General features: G+C 64.3%; 11 protein-coding genes. 9 read left to right on the top strand and 2 right to left on the bottom strand.

Annotated elements, in window-relative coordinates; all coding sequences use genetic code 11:
• Positions 1-12: 12 nt before the first annotated feature.
• Complete coding sequence (locus tag OXH74_RS25400; protein WP_375739407.1) at positions 13-2643, bottom strand: LuxR C-terminal-related transcriptional regulator; 2631 nt, start codon at positions 2641-2643, stop codon at positions 13-15.
• A 364-nt stretch (positions 2644-3007) separates the two neighbouring features.
• Here OXH74_RS25400 and OXH74_RS25395 point away from each other — a divergent pair, with 364 nt between their 5' ends.
• Complete coding sequence (locus tag OXH74_RS25395; protein WP_375739406.1) at positions 3008-3754, top strand: SDR family NAD(P)-dependent oxidoreductase; 747 nt, start codon at positions 3008-3010, stop codon at positions 3752-3754.
• Between the two features lie 212 nt (positions 3755-3966).
• On the opposite strand, the gene OXH74_RS25390 is transcribed toward OXH74_RS25395, so the two are convergent.
• A complete protein-coding gene (locus tag OXH74_RS25390; RefSeq protein WP_375739405.1) occupies positions 3967-5031 on the bottom strand; it encodes an MBL fold metallo-hydrolase in 1065 nt (354 codons plus the stop codon).
• 228 nt (positions 5032-5259) lie between these two features.
• On the opposite strand from OXH74_RS25390, the gene OXH74_RS25385 reads away from it, so the two are divergent.
• The 8 genes from OXH74_RS25385 to OXH74_RS25350 all read left to right on the top strand — a co-directional run bounded on the left by OXH74_RS25385 (position 5260) and on the right by OXH74_RS25350 (position 17487).
• Entirely contained in the window at positions 5260-6954 is a 1695-nt protein-coding gene (locus OXH74_RS25385) for a DUF1302 domain-containing protein (protein WP_375739404.1), read from the top strand.
• A 136-nt stretch (positions 6955-7090) separates the two neighbouring features.
• Positions 7091-8122: a YCF48-related protein gene (locus OXH74_RS25380; RefSeq protein ID WP_375741686.1), complete on the top strand. Its 1032-nt coding sequence runs from the start codon at positions 7091-7093 to the stop codon at positions 8120-8122.
• A gap of 21 nt (positions 8123-8143) precedes the next feature.
• Complete coding sequence (locus tag OXH74_RS25375; RefSeq protein ID WP_153922142.1) at positions 8144-10618, top strand: RND family transporter; 2475 nt, start codon at positions 8144-8146, stop codon at positions 10616-10618.
• Between the two features lie 64 nt (positions 10619-10682).
• On the top strand, positions 10683-11813 hold the full coding sequence (locus OXH74_RS25370; protein ID WP_375741685.1) for an acyl-CoA dehydrogenase family protein: 1131 nt from the start codon (positions 10683-10685) through the stop codon (positions 11811-11813).
• Between the two features lie 101 nt (positions 11814-11914).
• Positions 11915-13051, top strand: a complete 1137-nt coding sequence (locus OXH74_RS25365; protein ID WP_375739403.1) for an acyl-CoA dehydrogenase family protein — start codon at positions 11915-11917, stop codon at positions 13049-13051.
• Between the two features lie 88 nt (positions 13052-13139).
• Entirely contained in the window at positions 13140-15113 is a 1974-nt protein-coding gene (locus OXH74_RS25360; protein ID WP_375739402.1) for an alkyl/aryl-sulfatase, read from the top strand.
• 5 nt (positions 15114-15118) lie between these two features.
• The gene (locus OXH74_RS25355) at positions 15119-15853 is read left to right on the top strand and encodes a TetR/AcrR family transcriptional regulator (RefSeq protein ID WP_375739401.1); all 735 of its coding nucleotides are present in this window, start codon (positions 15119-15121) and stop codon (positions 15851-15853) included.
• 203 nt (positions 15854-16056) lie between these two features.
• Positions 16057-17487 carry a hypothetical protein gene (locus OXH74_RS25350; RefSeq protein WP_375739400.1) on the top strand — a complete coding sequence of 477 codons (1431 nt, stop codon included), beginning with the start codon at positions 16057-16059 and terminating at the stop codon, positions 17485-17487.
• Positions 17488-17491: the final 4 nt, after the last annotated feature.

The raw sequence follows: 17491 nt of genomic DNA, 5'->3' as shown, positions 1-17491 counted from the left end.
CGCGAGTGGGTTTCAGTCGATGAGGTTGTGGTTGCGTGCCCAGACCATGGCGTCGTAGCGGCTGGAAACACCGAGCTTGACGAAGATATTGCGCAGGTTCCACTTCACCGTTTCCAGGGTGATGTCCAGCGTATGCGCAATGCGTTTGCTGGACATTGCCTGGGCCACCAGGCTGAGGATTTCCAGTTCGCGCGGCGTCAGCACCGGCTGTTGCTCGGGAGTCGCCGCGCGGCGTGGACGGGGCATCGCAGCGTTTGCCGAACAGGGATCGGTGAGCTTGACGAGTAATCCGTCCACGTATTCGCCGATTGGGCCTTCCTGGGGGTGTTCCTCGGTCAGCCGGTGCAGCAGTTTCTCCGTCAGGGCGCCTTCGTCCAGCAGGGTGCGGACCAGGCCGAACTCCTGGGCGGTCGCCAGCATGCCGGTGAGGACGGCGACCGATTCATCGGGCCGCTTGAGATCGTGCAGGACGTCGGCGTGGAGCAGGTCGGCCAATACGGCAAAGCGCCCGCGATTGAAGCGCTCGGCGTAGTCGCGGACCTCGTGCAGCGCCTCCAGCGCGCGCTCCGAGTCCACGCTGCGCAGCAGGCGGGCCCGGGCCAGGGCGGCGAGGGCCGGCAATTCGGCGCGAGCGCCCTGTTCAGTGGCATGGGCTTGCGCCAGTTCCTCGAGGCTCGCCAGCAGCTCGGTCGCGCGAATGCGGTTGCCCTTGATCAACAAGACCCGGATCTGCTCGGCGAGCAGATGGGCCACCGGCCTGAGCTGCCCCAGGCACCGCAAATGGGCGATCTGTTGCTGGAGAAAGCCCAGCGCCGCGTCCGGGCCTTTCTGCAACAGGTCGAGCCGTGCGCGGACCATGTTGGTGCGCAGGATCACGTCCGGCACCGAGGAGTGCAGCAGCCCGAAGCGGTTGGCAATCAACTCGCGGGCGTCGTCGATGCGGTCGAGTTCGTAGAAGGCGTCCGACAGCATGCTGGCGCACAGATTGGCGCAGATCGAGCGATGGCCGTGCTCGCGCGTCGAGCGTTCGAGCAGTTCCGAACCCAGGCGTTCGGCTTCTTGCACATCGCCGGCCAGCATGTGCGCGGTGACCTGCGCCGACTCCGCCACCAGCGCCATGTCGTTGCCGCGATCTTCCGGCGGGATGGGGTGGACGTCGAACAGCCTTCGCGCATCGGCGTAACGGCCCGCGATGTAATAGGCAACGGTCAGGGTGGCCAGCAGCATGTAACGCAAGAAGGGGTTTTCCATCGGCGCATCGCGCACCGGCTCCAGCAACTGTACGGCGCGATCGGAATCGTCATCCTGCACCGCGATCGCGGCGCGGATCAGCGCCAGGCCGTTGGCCAGTTCCGGATGGTCCTGCATGTCGCTGGCTTCCAGTCGGATCAGCCAGGACTTCGCCCGTCCCGGGCGGGAGGTGAGGGAAACGGTCACGCAGGCCAGGAAGAGCAGGCGCTGGTTGCGGAACAGCACCTCTTCCGGAAGGTGCTCGAGCAGCCGCAGCGTGGGGGCCAAGTAGTCGAGAGTCCAGGTAGCGGGTGCCGAGCGTTCGATCACCTGGGTGGCGAGCTCGATATCTTCACCAAGGCTGGCATGGCGCACTGCCTCGGTCAGGCAGTTGTGCTCCGCGAGCCAGCGGGCGCCCTTGCGGTGCAGCTCGCGCACCTGGTCGCTGCCGCGACGTTCCAGGCGCGTACTGAGGAACTCGCCGAACAGGGGGTGGAAGCGATACCAGGCCTGGCGGTCGTCGGAATCCATGCGATAGATCAGCAGGTTCTCGTCCTCCATGCGCTTGATCAGGTCGCCAGACTGGGCATTGCCCGTAACGGCCTTGGCCATCGCGGCGCTGAAACGGCGGAAGATCGACAGAGTCTCAGTGAACTCCACCATCTCCGCTGGCAGGTGCGCCACCACTTCCTCGCTCAGGTAGGCCTGCAGATCGCTGGAGCGCCAGACCAGGTCCTGGAGGATGGCGCGGCTGTCGGCGCGGTTCTTCAGCATGACCACGATCAGTTGCAGGCAGGACGGCCAGCCGCTGGTCAGGTCATGGATCAGGCGCAGCTCGTCCGCGTTGATCCTGTTGGCCCCGAGGTTCTCTTCCACGAATGTGCGCGTCTCGGCCATGTCGAATGGCAGCTCGACGCTCTCGATCTCGGCCACCTGGTCCATGACCCGCAACCGTGAAAGGCTGAGCGGCGGCGTGATCCGCGAGGCGAGTACCAGATGCAGGTTGCCGGGACCGTGGTCGAGGAGTTTCTGGATAAGCTTGTGCGCCAGGGGGGCTTCGATGTGGTGATAGTCGTCGAGGATCAGGTAGAGCTCTTTGGAAAGCATTGCCGCGGCGTCGACTATGGCCGCGACGGTGGCATCCATCGCGCTGGTCGTGTTTTCGTCGCGCAGCAGCTCAATGTCCACTTCGATGCCCAGACGCCGCAGTGCTTCCAGCAGTGCTGCGCAGAATGCCGCGTAGCCCTTGTCATCCGCCGTCAGCGAAACCCAGACGACTTCCGCCCCCGCCCGCAGCCTCGATTGGCGCCATTGGGCCAGCAAGGTGGTCTTGCCGTAACCCGCCGCACCGGTGATGAGCACGAGCCGGCAGTGGTGCATGCGCTCCAGTTGTGCCAGCAGGTTGTCGCGCATCACATGCCTCGTGCCGATGCGCGGCGGCGAGAACTTGGTGGAGACCAAGTGCCTGGGTGTCTTTGTTGTCAATTTCTTGTCCCCGGTTCACGGTCTGCGAAGGATAGAACGTACGAAAGGATGGATCGGTTTTGCCGATTCAGCTAACCGCGCCAGCCCGCTGCTCCTTCCATCGGATGGAACTCGGTCGGCGACGCTAGCGAAGCGCCTTTGCCACGTCAAGAAAGTCCGGGCGCCGTTCGTGGCGCATTCCCGCCCCATGGCTGGATGCCTCTTTCGTCCCAAAAAGGGAGGGGACGTGGCACCGGGCAGCTTCCTTAAGATCGCGTCGGACCATCCACTGCGCTTGCGAGAAGGAAACAATATGAAACTGAACGACAGGGTCGCCATTGTCACTGGCGCGGCATCAGGTCTTGGCCTGGCCACCTGCAATGCGCTGGCGGCGGCCGGTGCCAGGGTCGTCGGCCTCGACCTGGATCAGGAGAAGCTCGACGCGGCACTGGGCGACGGCATTTTGGGCATCGCCGTCGATGTTTCCAGCGAAGCCAGTGTCAAGGCGGCCATCGATGCGGTGGTCGATCGCTTTGGCGCCGTCCACGTCGCGGTGAACTGCGCGGGAATCCTCGGGCCGTGCAAGACGATCTCCAAGGGCCAGTTGTTCCCCTCCGAACTCTGGGACCGTGTACTGGCGGTCAACCTCACAGGCAGCTTCAACATCATTCGCCATGCAGCCCTGGCCATGACCGCGAACACCCCTGAAGAAACCGGCGAGCGCGGCGTCATCATCAACACCGCCTCCGGTGCCGCGCGGGAAGGGCAGATGGGCCAGGCGGCCTATAGCGCGAGCAAGGCCGGTGTCATCGGCATGACCCTGCCGATCGCCCGTGACCTGGCCGAGCACGGTATCCGTGTAGTCAGCCTGGCGCCGGGCCTGTTCGAATCCGGCATGTCGGCGGGCATGCCGGCGAAGGTGTCCGAAAGCATCGTCAACAGCCTGCTGTTCCCGCGTCGCATGGGCCATCCGGGGGAGTTCGCCGCGCTGGTGCGGCACGTGGTGGAGAACGCCTACCTGAACGCGCTGACCCTCGATATCCAGTGTGGTGTGCGCTGATCCTTCGACCTCTTGTGCAGGAGCGAGCTTGCTCGCGAAAGGTTGGGCTTGGGATTCGCGAGCAAGCTCGCTCCTACAGGTGCGGCGATACCCATCGAGCGATGCTGATGGATTCGTTCACAGTGGCGATCGAAAAAGCGCAACACGGCTCTTGTGCAGGAGCGAGCTTGCTCGCGAAAGGTCGGGCTTGGGATTCGCGAGCAAGCTCGCTCCTACAAGTGTTGATACCAGGCCACGCCACACTCATCCGTGCTGACGCTGATCTCATTGCGGATCAGTAGATGGTTTAGGTGGGCGATGGCTTCGCCGGTGGCCAGGGTCAGTTGGCTCGGGTCTGCGGTTCGCAGCTTCGCCGAAAACAGCAGCGGGAAGACATCCACCGCTCGCCGTGGCTCCGTCAGCCCCCGTCTCAAGCGATCGAGCGCATCGAGCGCGTCGGCTTCCAGTTGGGTCAGGCGCGCATGCAGGCCGTGAAAGGGTTCGTTGTGCGAGGGCAGGACCAGCACCGCGTCAGGCACGCGCCTACGCAGCTTGCCCAGCGAGTGGAGCCAGTCACCTAACGGGTCGGCATCCGGCTCGGTGGGATGCACCGAAACGTTGGAGGATATGCGCGGCAGCACCTGGTCGCCGGAAATCAGCAGTTTTCGCCGGGCGTCGTACAAGCAGGCGTGCTCGGGCGAATGGCCCGCGCCAACCACCACCTCCCAGTTGTATTCGCCGATGTGCACGAGCTCGCCCTCGCGGACGCGTCGGTAGCTGTCTGGCAGGGGGGAAAGCATCCGGCCGAAGCTACCGAAGCGTCGGCCGTATGCGGCCAGTGCCTGATCGTCCCAGCCAGCGCGGTGATAGAAGCCGACTGCATCTTCGGGTGCTGCGCGTCCGGTGTCACCGGCCAGCATCCGGCATTGCAGGTACTCCAGGCGCGTCATCCAGAGGCGGCAGCCGGTCCGTCGGGTCAGCCAGCCGGCCATGCCGACATGGTCGGGATGCAGGTGCGTGGCGAGTATCCGTGTCAGCCGTCCTCCGACTAGCGGCCCCGCGAGCAGTTTCTCCCAGAGCGCCACGCTGTCTTCGCTGAAGATGCCGGTATCCACCAATGCTTGGCTGTCGTCGTCGGCCAGCAGCCAGACATTGATGGCGCCAAGCGACGCCGGCAGCGGCAGTCGGACCCAGTGCACGCCTTGTGCGATCTCCAGCGGAACCCCCGTTTCAGGCGGGGCTCCGCAGGGATAGTGGATGTCCGTGCCCATGGGGTCAGGGGAGGCCTCGTCCGACATTGTGTGCTCCATCAGTTGTTCGTCCCAGTCAGGACCGGGGAGGGCGATTCGATGCGTTCACGCTAGCGGAGGGGGGGAAGGGGGGGCACCCCCCTTTCAGAAAGGGGGGGGAGGACACACAGGCGCTGCTGGCACCCTTTGGCCACTCGATCATTGATTGAGCTGTTTCCGGACCTGGCGGCGGTCGGCGCGAGGTCCCGGTTTCAACCAAGGGGAGGAGACGCCCAGATGAATAACAAGAACAAATCGAATCAGAGTCATCCCGCCAGTTCTCATGCGTTGCGCGCCACGGTGGTCGCCATGTGCGCGATAGCCTGTGGCAGCGCCAACGCTTTCGAGATCGATACCGGCAACGAAGACATCCAGCTGCGCTGGGACAACACCCTGCGCTACAACCTCGGCATGCGTGTCGAGGGGCAGGACGATGCGATCCTGAAAAACCCCAACAACGATGACGGTGATCGCAACTTCGACAAGCACAGCCTGGTCAACAATCGCCTCGACATCCTCAGCGAGTCAGACATCGTCTACAAGGGCAAGTACGGCGCACGAGTCAGTGCCGCGCTCTGGTACGACGCGGCATATGCCGGCAGTCTCGACAATGACAATGTGGCGACCTCGAACCACCTCGGCTCCGATGGCCGCCCGGCCCTGGGCCTCAGTCGCTATGCGGACCGCTACTACGAAGGTCCTTCCGGCGAGTGGATGGACGCGTTCGTGTTCGGCGAGTACGACATCGCCGACATGCCGCTGAAGGCGCGCCTGGGTCGTCACACCGTGAACTGGGGCGAGTCCTTGTTGGGGGCTGGTGCCATTCATGGCATTTCCTATGGCCAGGCTCCGCTGGACCAGGGCAAGGCCCTGGCGCTGCCGGGCATCGAAGCCAAGGAGCTGTACCTGCCGCGCAACCAGTTCTCCGCCCAACTGCAGGTCACGCCCGAACTGTCCTTCGCTGCGCAGTACTTCTTCGAGTGGCGGCCGTCGCGTGTGCCCGAGGGCGGCACCTACCTGGGATTTGCCGACATCTATCTGCAGGGCGGCGAGTCGTTCATCCTCAGCCCGACGCTGCGCGCCACCCACGGTGACGACATCGAGCCGCAGAATTCCGGCGACTGGGGCGTGATGACGCGCTGGAGCCCTGAATGGCTCGACGGCACCCTGGGCTTCTATGTCCGCAATTTCTCCGACACCCTGCCGCAGACCATCCTGCTGGCCAACGCCCGTCCGCAGTACTTCTTCAACTACGCCGACGACATCGACATGTACGGCATCAGCCTGTCGAAGGAAATCGCCGGGGTCAGCGTCGGCCTGGACCTGAACTACCGCCGCAACATGCCGCTGGTCAGCTCCGCCGCTCGGGTAACCTCGGCCGCGCGTCTGCCGGACGACGGCGACATTCTCGGTGCTCGCGGCGATACCCTGCACGGGGTGCTCAACGCCATCGGCACCGTCAGCCCAACGCCGCTGTTCGACAGCGCCAGCTGGTCCACCGAGCTGACCTGGAGCCGCTGGGTGTCGGTCAACTCCGACCCGCTCAACCTGTTCAAGGGCTCGTCGGCCTACAAGGCTGTACCGAGCAACATCGATGAAGTCTCTCGCGACGCCTATGGCCTGGCCGTCAACTTCACTCCGACCTGGTTCCAGGTGTTCCCGGGTGGTGACCTGTCGATGCCGATGAGCTACTCGGTGGGTCTGTCGGGCAACTCGGCAGTGGCCTCCGGTGGTAACGAGGATGCCGGCAGCTATGCCGTGGGCCTCGCGCTCGATCTCTACAGCCGCTATCGCTTCGACCTGAAGTACGTCGACTACTTCGGCGACTACTCGACCAATCCGGTCACCGGCGCCGCAGTGACTCCCAGCGGCAGCCAATCGCTGCTGGAAGACCGTGGTGCCGTGTTCTTCACCTTCAAGACCACCCTCTGAGCGGCGACCGCCGTTCCTGCAAGTCCACGAACGGCGGCCCCGGTTCCACCGGGGCTCCGTTCCGCAATTCGCGCTCCGGCGTGACCGATGTGAGGTGACCAAGGTGTTCAGACAGTTCATTCGTCCGCAACTCGCGATGCTGCTCGCCCTGATGGCGGGACAGGCGCTTGCGCAGCAGGCGTTCATCTCCCCCATGGAAACACCTGCGCAGCACAGCGCGCAGGCGATCCGTGCGCCGCTCAATGCGCTGGCAAGGGCCGGTGAGCGCTTGGTCGCGGCGGGGCAGCGCGGTCATATCCTCTTCTCGGACGATGGCAAGGACTGGGTCCAGGCCCAGGTGCCGGTCAGTTCCGACCTGACTGCGCTGGCATTCCCCAGCACCGAGCAGGGCTGGGCCGTCGGCCACGAAGGTGTGGTCCTGCACAGCGGCGACGGTGGCAAGACCTGGAGCAAGCAGCTCGACGGCCGGCAAATCGCCGACCTGCTAGTTAAGCACTACGGCAATCCGGCCAACCCGGATGACCCCGGGGCGCAGCGCCTCAAGCAGGACGCCGAGCTTTTCCTCGCCCAGGGCGCAGACAAACCGCTGCTGGACGTGTGGTTCGAGGATCACCGCAACGGTTTCGTCGTAGGCGCCTTCAACCTGATCCTGCGCACCGCGGATGGCGGCCAGACCTGGACGCCCTGGCTCGATCGCGTCGACAACCCCAGGGCCATGCACCTGTATGGCCTGCGTCCCGCTGCCGGCAGCCTGTTCATGGTCGGTGAGCAGGGCCTGGTGCTGAAATTGGATGCTGCCCGGCAGCGCTTCGCCAGCCTGGAGCTGCCTTATCAGGGCACGCTGTTCGGTGTGCTGGGCGACGACAACCTGATCCTGGTCTACGGCCTGCGCGGCAATGCCTATCGCAGCCTTGATGGCGGCGCCAGCTGGAGCAGGGCCGAAACCGGCATCGAGGCCGGCATCACCGGTGGTGTGATCGCCGAGGACGGTTCCGTCGTGCTGACCGGCCAGACCGGTCAGTTGCTGCGCTCCACCGACCGCGGTGCCACCTTCAGCCTCGTCCAGGTCGATCGTGTGGTTCCCAACTTTGCGATGGCACCCGTCGTCGGCGGGGCGGTTGCCCTGGCCGGACTCGGCGGCGTGCGTATCCAGAACTTCAAGCAATAACAAGAAAGCCGGAGAGCCGAGATGGGTACCCACGACCTCAGCGACAACCTGCTGACCATCAGTGACCTGAAAAAATTCGATCCGCGATCGGGCAGCCGCCTGGAGCGGCTGATCTTCAACAACCGCCTGCTGGTCATCCTGCTCTGCGCCGTGGTGACCGTACTGCTCGGCTGGGACAGCACCCGGCTGACCCTCAACGCCGCCTTCGAGAAAACCATCCCGCAGAACCATCCCTACATTCGCAACTTCCTGGAAAGCCGCAACGAGCTCAAGGGCCTGGGCAACGCCGTGCGCGTGGTAGTGGAAAACCGCACCGGCGATATCTTCGACCCGGATTACCTGCAGGCGCTCAAGCAGATCAACGACGAGCTGTTCCTAACTCCCGGCGTCGACCGGGCCAACGTCAAGTCGTTGTGGATGCCGGTGGTGCGCTGGAACGAAGTGACCGAGGACGGCTTCGCAGGCGGGCCGGTCATGCCCGATAACTACACCGGCTCGGAAAAGAGCATCGGCGAGCTGCGCCAGAACATCGGGCGCGCCCAACTGCTGGGTAACCTGGTGGGCACCGATTTCCGCTCTAGCATGATTTTTCTGCCCCTGCTGGACAAGGACAGCGACACCGGAGAACCGCTGGATTACTGGCAACTGTCCAAGCAACTGGAGAGCATCCGGGCCCAGTTCTCCGGCCCGCAGGGCAGTGCAGACCTGAATATCCGCATCGTCGGTTTCTCCAAGGTGGTAGGCGACCTGCTCGACGGCCTGCAGCAGATGATGGTCTTCTTCGCCGTGGCGGCGCTGATCGCCGCGTTGATCATCTACGCCTGGACCCGCTGCGTGCGCAGCACACTGCTGGTACTGAGCTGCTCCTGCATCGCCGTGCTCTGGCAGCTCGGCCTGATCGCCCGCCTGGGCTACGAGCTGGACCCCTATTCGATCCTGGTGCCCTTCCTGGTGTTCGCAATCGGCGTTTCCCATGGCGCACAGAAGATGAACGGCATCATGCAGGACGTGGCTCGTGGCACCCACAAGCTGGTGGCTGCGCGTTATACCTTCCGCCGCCTGTTCCTGGCCGGCCTGACCGCGCTGGTGGCGGATGCGGTGGGTTTCGCGGTGCTCATGCTGATTGACATCCCGGTAATCCAGGACCTGGCGATCACCGCATCGATCGGCGTCGCCCTGCTGGTCTTCACCAACCTCATTCTGCTGCCGGTGATGCTGTCCTACTCCGGTGTCAGTCGTAAGGCTGCCGAGCGCAGCCTGCGCGCGGAGCAGAAGGAAGCCGCCGGCGCCTGGAGGCTCCTGGAGCGCTTTACCCAGCGCCGCTGGGCAGCGGGCCTGCTGGTGTGTTCTGCCGTGATCACGGTCGCCGGCTTCATCGTCAGTACCCACCTGAAGATCGGCGACCTGGACGCCGGTGCTTCCGAACTGCGACCCAACTCGCGCTACAACCTGGACAACGCCTACATCAACTCCAGGTATTCGCTGTCTTCCGACCAGTTCGCGGTGATCGTCAAAACCAGGCCTGAAGGCTGCCTCGAATACCAGACGCTGATCGAGACCGATCGACTGGGGTGGACCCTGCAGCAGGTGCCAGGGGTGCAGAGCACCGTTTCTCTGGCCGATGCGGTGCGCAAGATCACCGCCGGTTCCTATGAAGGCAACCCCAAATGGATGTCGATCCCGCCGAACCAGGACGTGCTCAACTACGCCGCCCGCACGGCCAGTACCAGTAACCCGGAGCTGTTCAATACCGAATGCTCGGTCATGCCCTTGGTCGCCTACCTGACCGACCACAAGGCGGAAACCCTCGACCGCGTGGTGAAAGCTGCCGAATCCTTCACTGCCGCCCACAGCACGCCCGAGCGCCAGTTCCTCCTGGCTGCCGGTAGCGCGGGCATCGAGGCCGCCACCAACATCGTGGTCAAGAAGGCCAACTTCACCATGCTGCTCTACGTTTACGCGGCGGTCATCGTGCTCTGCTTCATCACCTTCCGCAGCTGGCGCGCGGTGGTGGTCGCCGTGGTACCCCTGGTGATCACCTCGGTGCTTTGCGAAGCGCTGATGGTGGCGCTGGGCATGGGGGTCAAGGTTGCCACCCTGCCGGTGATCGCCCTGGGCGTCGGCATCGGCGTCGACTACGCGCTCTACCTGCTGAGCATCCAATTGGCCCGGCAACGCGCTGGCGCTTCCCTGGCCGAAGCCTACCGCCATGCCCTGCGCTTCACCGGCAAGGTGGTGGCGCTGGTGGGCGTGACCCTGGCCGCCGGGGTGATCACCTGGGCCTTTTCACCCATCAAGTTCCAGGCCGACATGGGCATCCTGCTGACCTTCATGTTCCTCTGGAACATGCTCGGCGCCCTGGTCCTCATCCCCGCGCTGTCGCACTTCCTGCTGCGTGGCGTCGGCGAATCCGGTAGCCGGATTCCCACGCCCCTGGCAGTCGTTGAGCAGCCCACTCACACCGAATCCAAGACCCCGGCCGCCCATTGCGTATGAGGCGGGCCCTGGCCAAGACGAAACCAGGAATCCATAAGGAAGCACCATGAGCGATACCACCGCAGTGTTCCTCAGCGAGCAGGAAATCATGATCCGCGACTCGGCGCGCAAGGTCGCTGCCGAAGTCGTTGCACCCTCGGCGGCAGAGCGCGACCGCAGCGGCGCCTGGCCACGCGGCGAACTGGAAACCGTGGCTGAACTCGGCTTCCTCGGCATGCTGATACCCGAGGAGTACGGCGGCGCCGGAGCCAGCTTCGTCGAGTACTGCCTGGCCATCGAGGAGTTCGCCGCCGCCGATACCGGCTTCGCTACCCTCATCCACGTGCACAACTCCGTGGGCCTGACCGTTGCGCGTCTGGGCAACGAGGAGCAGAAGCGCAAGTACCTTCCGGACCTCGCCAGCGGCAAGCGCATCGGCGCCTTCCTGCTCAGCGAACCCCACGCCGGATCCGACACTGCGGCCTTCCGTACCCTGGCCCGCCGTGATGGGGACCACTATGTGATCAATGGCAGCAAACAGTTCATCTCCAACGGCAATGAGGCGGGCCTCGGCCTGGTGCTGGCCGTGATCGACAAGGCTGCCGGCAAAAAGGGCAGTAGCCTGCTGATGGTCGATCCGGCGCAAAGCCCCGGCTACGTGGTGGCTCGCGTCGAGCACAAGATGGGCCAGCGCTCGGCCCATGTGGCGCAGATCCAGCTGGAGGATTGCCGCGTGCCGGTAACCAACCTGCTGGGAGCCGAAGGCTCCGGCTACCGCAATGTGATGGGCTCGCTGTCGGAGGGCCGGGTGGCCATCGCTGCGGTGGCCACCGGTACCGCTCGCGCCGCCCTGGCCGCGGCCGTCGGCTATGCCCGGGAACGCGAAGCCTACGGCGCGCCGATCATCAACCTGCAGGGTGTCGCCTTCGACCTGGCCGACATGGCGACCCAGGTGGAGGTTGCCGAGCAATTCATGGTGCATGCCGCGCGTCTTTGCGAGGCGGACGTTCCCTGCGCAAAGGAAGCTTCCATGGCCAAGCTGTTCGCCAGCGAGATGGCTGAGAAGGTCTGCTCCGATGCGCTGCAGATCCACGGAGGCTACGGCTACCTGAACGATTTTCCGGTGGAGCGTTACTGCCGCGATGTTCGCGTGACCAAGATCTACGAAGGCACCAGCCATATCCAGAAGCTGATCATCGCCCGCAGCCTCATCTGAGAGGAGCCCCCTCCAAAGAAGGGGGGGCACTGCTGTGGAGCAGGTCATAACCTGCCTGGGACGATCGACTCGGGTACGCGACATTCGCCCAGGACAAGAACATGCAGATGCAGTTGCCAAGCGATGAGCAGCACCTAGTGGTGAACAGCTTCCGCACCTTCCTCCTTTCCGAGGTGGCGCCGATTGTCCGGGTGTTCCGTGACCGGCCCATTCCGAGGGGAAACCTGCGCGAAATCACCCAGGGTATCGCCGAGTTCGGCCTGCCCGGGGCCAGCCTTGCCAAAGAGCTAGGCGGCATGGGGTTATCCGCGGTGACCGAGGCGATGCTTTTCGAGGAGCTCTGCAGCGTTTCGGTGGAGATCGCCGCTTGCGTGATGGTCAATCTGGCGGCGGTAGCGGCGCTGGCCGAGCTGCCCGAGGCCCGCGGCTCCCTGCGCGAGCGCTATCTACCGGATCTGTTGGCAGGGCGCAGCTTCGCTGGCTTCTGCACGAGCGAGGCTGAGACGGACACGGTGGCGGCCAGCTGGGTCCTGGACAGCTTTGTCATCGAGGGCGAACAGGGCGCGGTGACCAATGCCCACCTTTGCGATTTCCTCATCGCCCGGGTGCGAATGGCGTCCGGCGCTTGCTGCTACCTGCTGGTGGACCGCGCCGAGCATGGCTACGAAGCACGTGGCGTCGAGCCATCGGGCGTGGGGCGGGCCAGCGGTGCGCGGGTGTCGTTTCACGGCGTCCGGTTGCCCGCCAGCCAATTGTTCTGGGACGAAGCCGATTGTTCAGGGGCGAGAGCCAGGCTGCTGGAAAAGGTCCATGCCGGCAGCGGCCTGCTGGCTGTGGGACTGATGCGCGTTGCCCAGGAGGTGCTCATCCTAGCCGCCCAGGAATCCACCGGGGTCGACAAGCCGCCCGCCGCGCAACCTCTGGTGGCCGCGCGCATCGCTGAAATGGCGACCCGGCTGGAGGCTGCCAGACTCCTGTGTGTCCGCGCCTATTCGATGATGGACGCTGGCTTTCGCTGCCAGATGCAGGCCTCCATGGCGCAATGGTTCGCCACCGAAATGGCGATGGAAGCATGCCGGGCGGCGGCTCTGCTGCATGAGTGGCCGGGAATGGCGGGCGCGCTGGACGTCGAGCGTCTGCTGCGCGAGGTCATCGCCCTGCCTGCTGCCGGTTGCGGCAACGACTTCCACAAACTACTTATCGCGCGGGAACTTACGGGTATCAATGCGCTTGCCTGACCACCCGCTTCCTGCAATTGAACGAACTCCGTCCGATGCCGGAGTTCTTGCTGTAACCGTGGACCGGGGTCCACTTCAAGGAACACCTATGCGCCTTTCGACAGCTTTCGTTGCCACTGCCATTTCCCTGCTCGGCGCCCAGTCCTGGGCGGCCGAGACCGCACCGGCCAGCCCCGCGAAGGCGGCAAGTCCCGTGACAGCCGCCACGAACCGGGAAGTCCTGAAAAAACTGCCGTTCAGTGATCGCGCCGACTACGAGGCGGCCCGCCGTGGCCTGGTGGCACCCTTCGAGGGGGAGATTCGCAATGCCGATGGCAAGCCGGTCTGGAACACCCATGCGTACGATTTCCTGCAGCAGAAGGACGCCCCGGATTCGGTGAACCCGAGCCTGTGGCGTCTGGCCCAGCTCAACGTCAATGCCGGCCTGTTCCAGGTGACCGAGCGCATTTACCAGGTGCGCGGGATCGATCTGGCGAACATGACCATCATCGAGGGCGGCGATGGGCTGATTATCATCGACCCGCTGTATGTCACCGAGACCGCAAAGGCAGCGCTGGAGCTCTATTACCAGCATCGTCCGCGCAAGCCGGTGGTGGCGGTCATCTATTCCCACAGTCATGTCGATCATTTCGGGGGCGTGCGCGGTGTGGTCGACGAAGCTGACGTTAAGGCAGGCAAGGTCCGCATCTATGCCCCGGAAGGCTTCATGGAACACGCCATCAGCGAGAACGTCCTGGCCGGCACCGCGATGTTCCGTCGAGGCATGTTCCAGAGCGGCGGCATGGTGCCGAGAAGTGAGCGTGGCCAACTGGATACCGGGATCGGCAAGGGCGCTCCCGTGGGCGGTACCATCAGCCTGATCCCACCGACCGACCTGATCGTCCAGCCTCTGGAAAGCCACGATATCGCGGGTGTCCAGGTGGAGTTCCAACTGACCCCCGGCACCGAGGCGCCGGCGGAAATGAACCTCTATCTGCCACAGATGCATGCCCTGTGCATGGCCGAGAACGCCACCAGGACGATGCACAACGTCCTCACCCCGCGTGGCGCTGAAGTCCGCGATGCCAAGGCATGGTCGAGGTTCATCGATGACAGCCTGGTGCGCTATGGCGACAAGGCCGAAGTGATGTTCGCCCAGCACAACTGGCCGACCTGGGGCGGCGAGGGTATCCGTACGCTGCTGTCCGACCAGCGCGACATGTACGCCTTCATCAACAACCAGACCCTGCACCTGCTCAACCAGGGCCTGACTCCGCTGGAGATCGCCGATGCGGTCAAGAAGCTGCCAGGCGAGCTCGACCGCAAGTGGTACACCCGTGGCTACTACGGAACCCTCAGCTTCAACACCCGAGCCGTCTACCAGCGTTATCTCGGTTTCTACGACGGCAACCCGGCCAACCTCGATCCGTTGCCGCCAGTGGAGTCCGGCAAGCGCTATGTGGCAGCCCTGGGTGGGGCAGACAAGGTGCTGCAACTCATGCGTGCCGCGATGGAGCAGGGCGACTACCGCTGGGCCGCGCAGTTGGGCAACAACCTCGTCTTCGCCGAACCGGACAACAAGGCCGCACGCGACGCCCAGGCCGACGCCCTGGAGCAGTTGGGTTACCGCAGCGAATCGGCGATCTGGCGCAACATGTACCTGACCGGTGCCCAGGAACTGCGCCAGGTCGCTCCGCAGCAGGGCGCGCGGGCCATCGCCGACCTCGTGAAGGCGGCGACGCCGGCCATGTTCATGGACGTGCTGGCCGTGCGCCTGGATTCGGACAAGGCCGTGGGCCATGACATGACCCTCAACTGGGACTTCGAGGACCTTGGCGAGCACTTCGCCCTGACCCTGAGCAATGGCGTGCTGACCTACCGCGAGAACACGAGCCATGCCAAACCGGATGCAACGGTGAAGATGAGCAAGGCAGTACTCGACCGCATCAGCCTGCGCCAGCTCGATTTCGCTACGGCCGTCCAGCAAGGTGAGATCAAGCTCGAAGGGGACGCCGCTCGCTTCAAGGATCTGCTGGGCATGCTCTCCAGCTTCCAGGCGACCTTCAACGTCGTCACACCCTGAGCGCCATGACGCGCCGACTCGAACAGGTGCAAGGTCACGAGGGCGGGGCGGGTAAGCCCGCCCGTGGCCAGGGCGCCCATGACAATGTGCTGGTGGAACTCCCGGCCAAACCCCGCAAGCGACCGAAGCAGGCTCGCTCGGTCGCCCTGGTCGACGCCCTGAAAGTGGCGGGGCGCGACATTCTGGAAGGGGAAGGGCGGGAGGCGCTGTCCGTCTACCGCCTTTCCGACTACTCGGGTGTGGCGATCAGCTCCATTTACGAGTACTTCCCCACCATCGAATCGCTGGTCGGCGCGATCTTCGAGGACTACCGGGCCGATGCCCGTCTCGAGGTGATCGCCAGCATCCAGGCACTGCCGCCGTCGGCGACGCTCTACGACGGCCTCGAGGTACTCCTGCGTACTGGCCTCACGGCCTTGCACCGCTGGTTGCAGATCGACTCGCAGCTCAGCATCAAGTCCGCCTATTACGGCGAGCTGGTGCGCCTGGAAATCGTCAAGCCGGAGCGCTTCTGGATCTCCATGGTGATTCCGGCCCTGGTGGAGCGCTTTTCCGACGAAGTCCTGGTGCGCAATCGCGAGAAAGCGGGCTTCCTCGCCTACCAGGCCGTGACGGCATTGCCCCGCGCCCTGCTGATCGAAAAGCCGGAATACCTGGTGGAGCCCGATACGGTTCGCCTGCTGGCGCGCATGCTCCATGCGCTGCTGACCACCACGGATGCGGAAACCACCACTTCGTGATCCTGTTTTGATGATAAAAAACGTTTTAAATCAGTAGGTTGTATGTCAGTTTCGGATGCCGGAATCCGGAAATGATTCAGCCCTTTCCACCCCTAGAATGGCCTTGCCATGAAGGCCGTCCGACTCGCGACGGCCGGGTGATGCGTACCCCCCGTGCGACTGCCGGGTAGGGCGCGAAAGGGTGAATCCGAGGAGATCGTCCCGTGACAAGAACAACAGAAGAACAGGTCGAACTACTGCTGACCGATCCGGCGGCCCTGGCCGACCACTCCCTGCAGAACTGGATTCAGCTGCCGCGAGAGCAGATCGACATCCTGCAATTGGCTGGCCTGAAACGCCGCTTCGCCGAAATGCGCGAGCGCATCCCCGTGTTGAAGAAGCTGGCGGACGCCGAAGGCGTCGAATGCATCGAGCAACTGGACGACGTGGTGCCGCTGCTGTTCGAGCACACTATGTTCAAGTCCTATCCGCCGTCGCTGCTGGAGAAGAACAACTTCGCCGCGATCAACAAGTGGCTCGGCAAGCTGGTGACGCCGGAGCTCGCGGAGAAGATCGCCGCCGTCGACGTCAGCGCCTGCAAGGGCCTGGACGACTGGTTCGAGACCATGGACCGCGACGTCCCCGAACTCTGCCTCAGTCACACCTCGGGGACCTCCGGCACCCTGTCGTTCCTGCCCTGCAGCGTGCGCGAGTTCGAGAAGGCCTCGCAGGTGCGCAAGCTCTATGCCTGGAACATGAATGGCCCGGACACGCCGAACCCGGACATGCACACGGCCTACCCGTATTACCGCAAGGGCTACCTCAGCCACCTTCGCGGGGTCGGTTCGCTGGTCAAGGTCCTGCTGCCGGACGAATCCCATTTCCACCCGGCCTATCCCTCCACCCTGTCCAGCGATGTGCTGCATTTGGGCGCAAAGCTGCGCGCGGCCCATGCCAAAGGCACCCTGGACCGCCTGGTGATAGCCCCGGAACTGCTGGCCAAGAAAAAGCTGTTCGACCAGCAGCAGGCCGAGATGCCGCAGCACCTGGCCGCCTTCTTCGATGACATCGCCAGCCGCCTCAAGGGCAAGCGCGTCTACATCGGCGGCACCTGGAACCTGCTGCACAACATGGCCAAGGCCGGTCTGGAGCGCGGTCTGGAAGGTGTCTTCCACCCAGACTCCTACATCATCACCACGGGCGGCGCCAAGGGCGTGGTGCAGCCTGAAGGCTGGCGCGAGGACGTCAAGCGCTTCACCGGCGCCAAGGCACTGAACGAGTCCTACGCGATGTCGGAAGTGGTCAGTGGTTCGCACCTGCGCTGCGAGCAGGGCAACTACCACTTCGCGCCGACCGCCATTCCCTTCCTGCTCGATCCGGAAACCGGCAAGCCGCTGCCTCGTGCAGGTCGCCAGACGGGCCGCGCGGCCTTCTTCGACCTGGGCGCGGACATCCACTGGGGCGGTTTCATCACCGGCGACGAGATCACCGTGGAATGGGACCAGCCTTGCACGTGTGGCCGCCACTGCCGCTATGTGGTGGGCGCCATCCAGCGTTACAGCGAGAAGAATGGCGGCGACGACAAGATCACCTGCGCCGCGTCCGAGCAATCTCACCGGGAAGCCATGGACTTCCTCAACACACTGGAGGGCTGAAGCC

Origin of the sequence: Metapseudomonas boanensis, assembly GCF_042232855.1 — a bacterium.
GTDB classification, from domain to species: Bacteria; Pseudomonadota; Gammaproteobacteria; order Pseudomonadales; family Pseudomonadaceae; genus Metapseudomonas; species Metapseudomonas boanensis.
The sequence above is the reverse complement of the archived record's forward strand: the minus strand, read 5'-3'. Positions and strand labels throughout refer to the sequence as shown.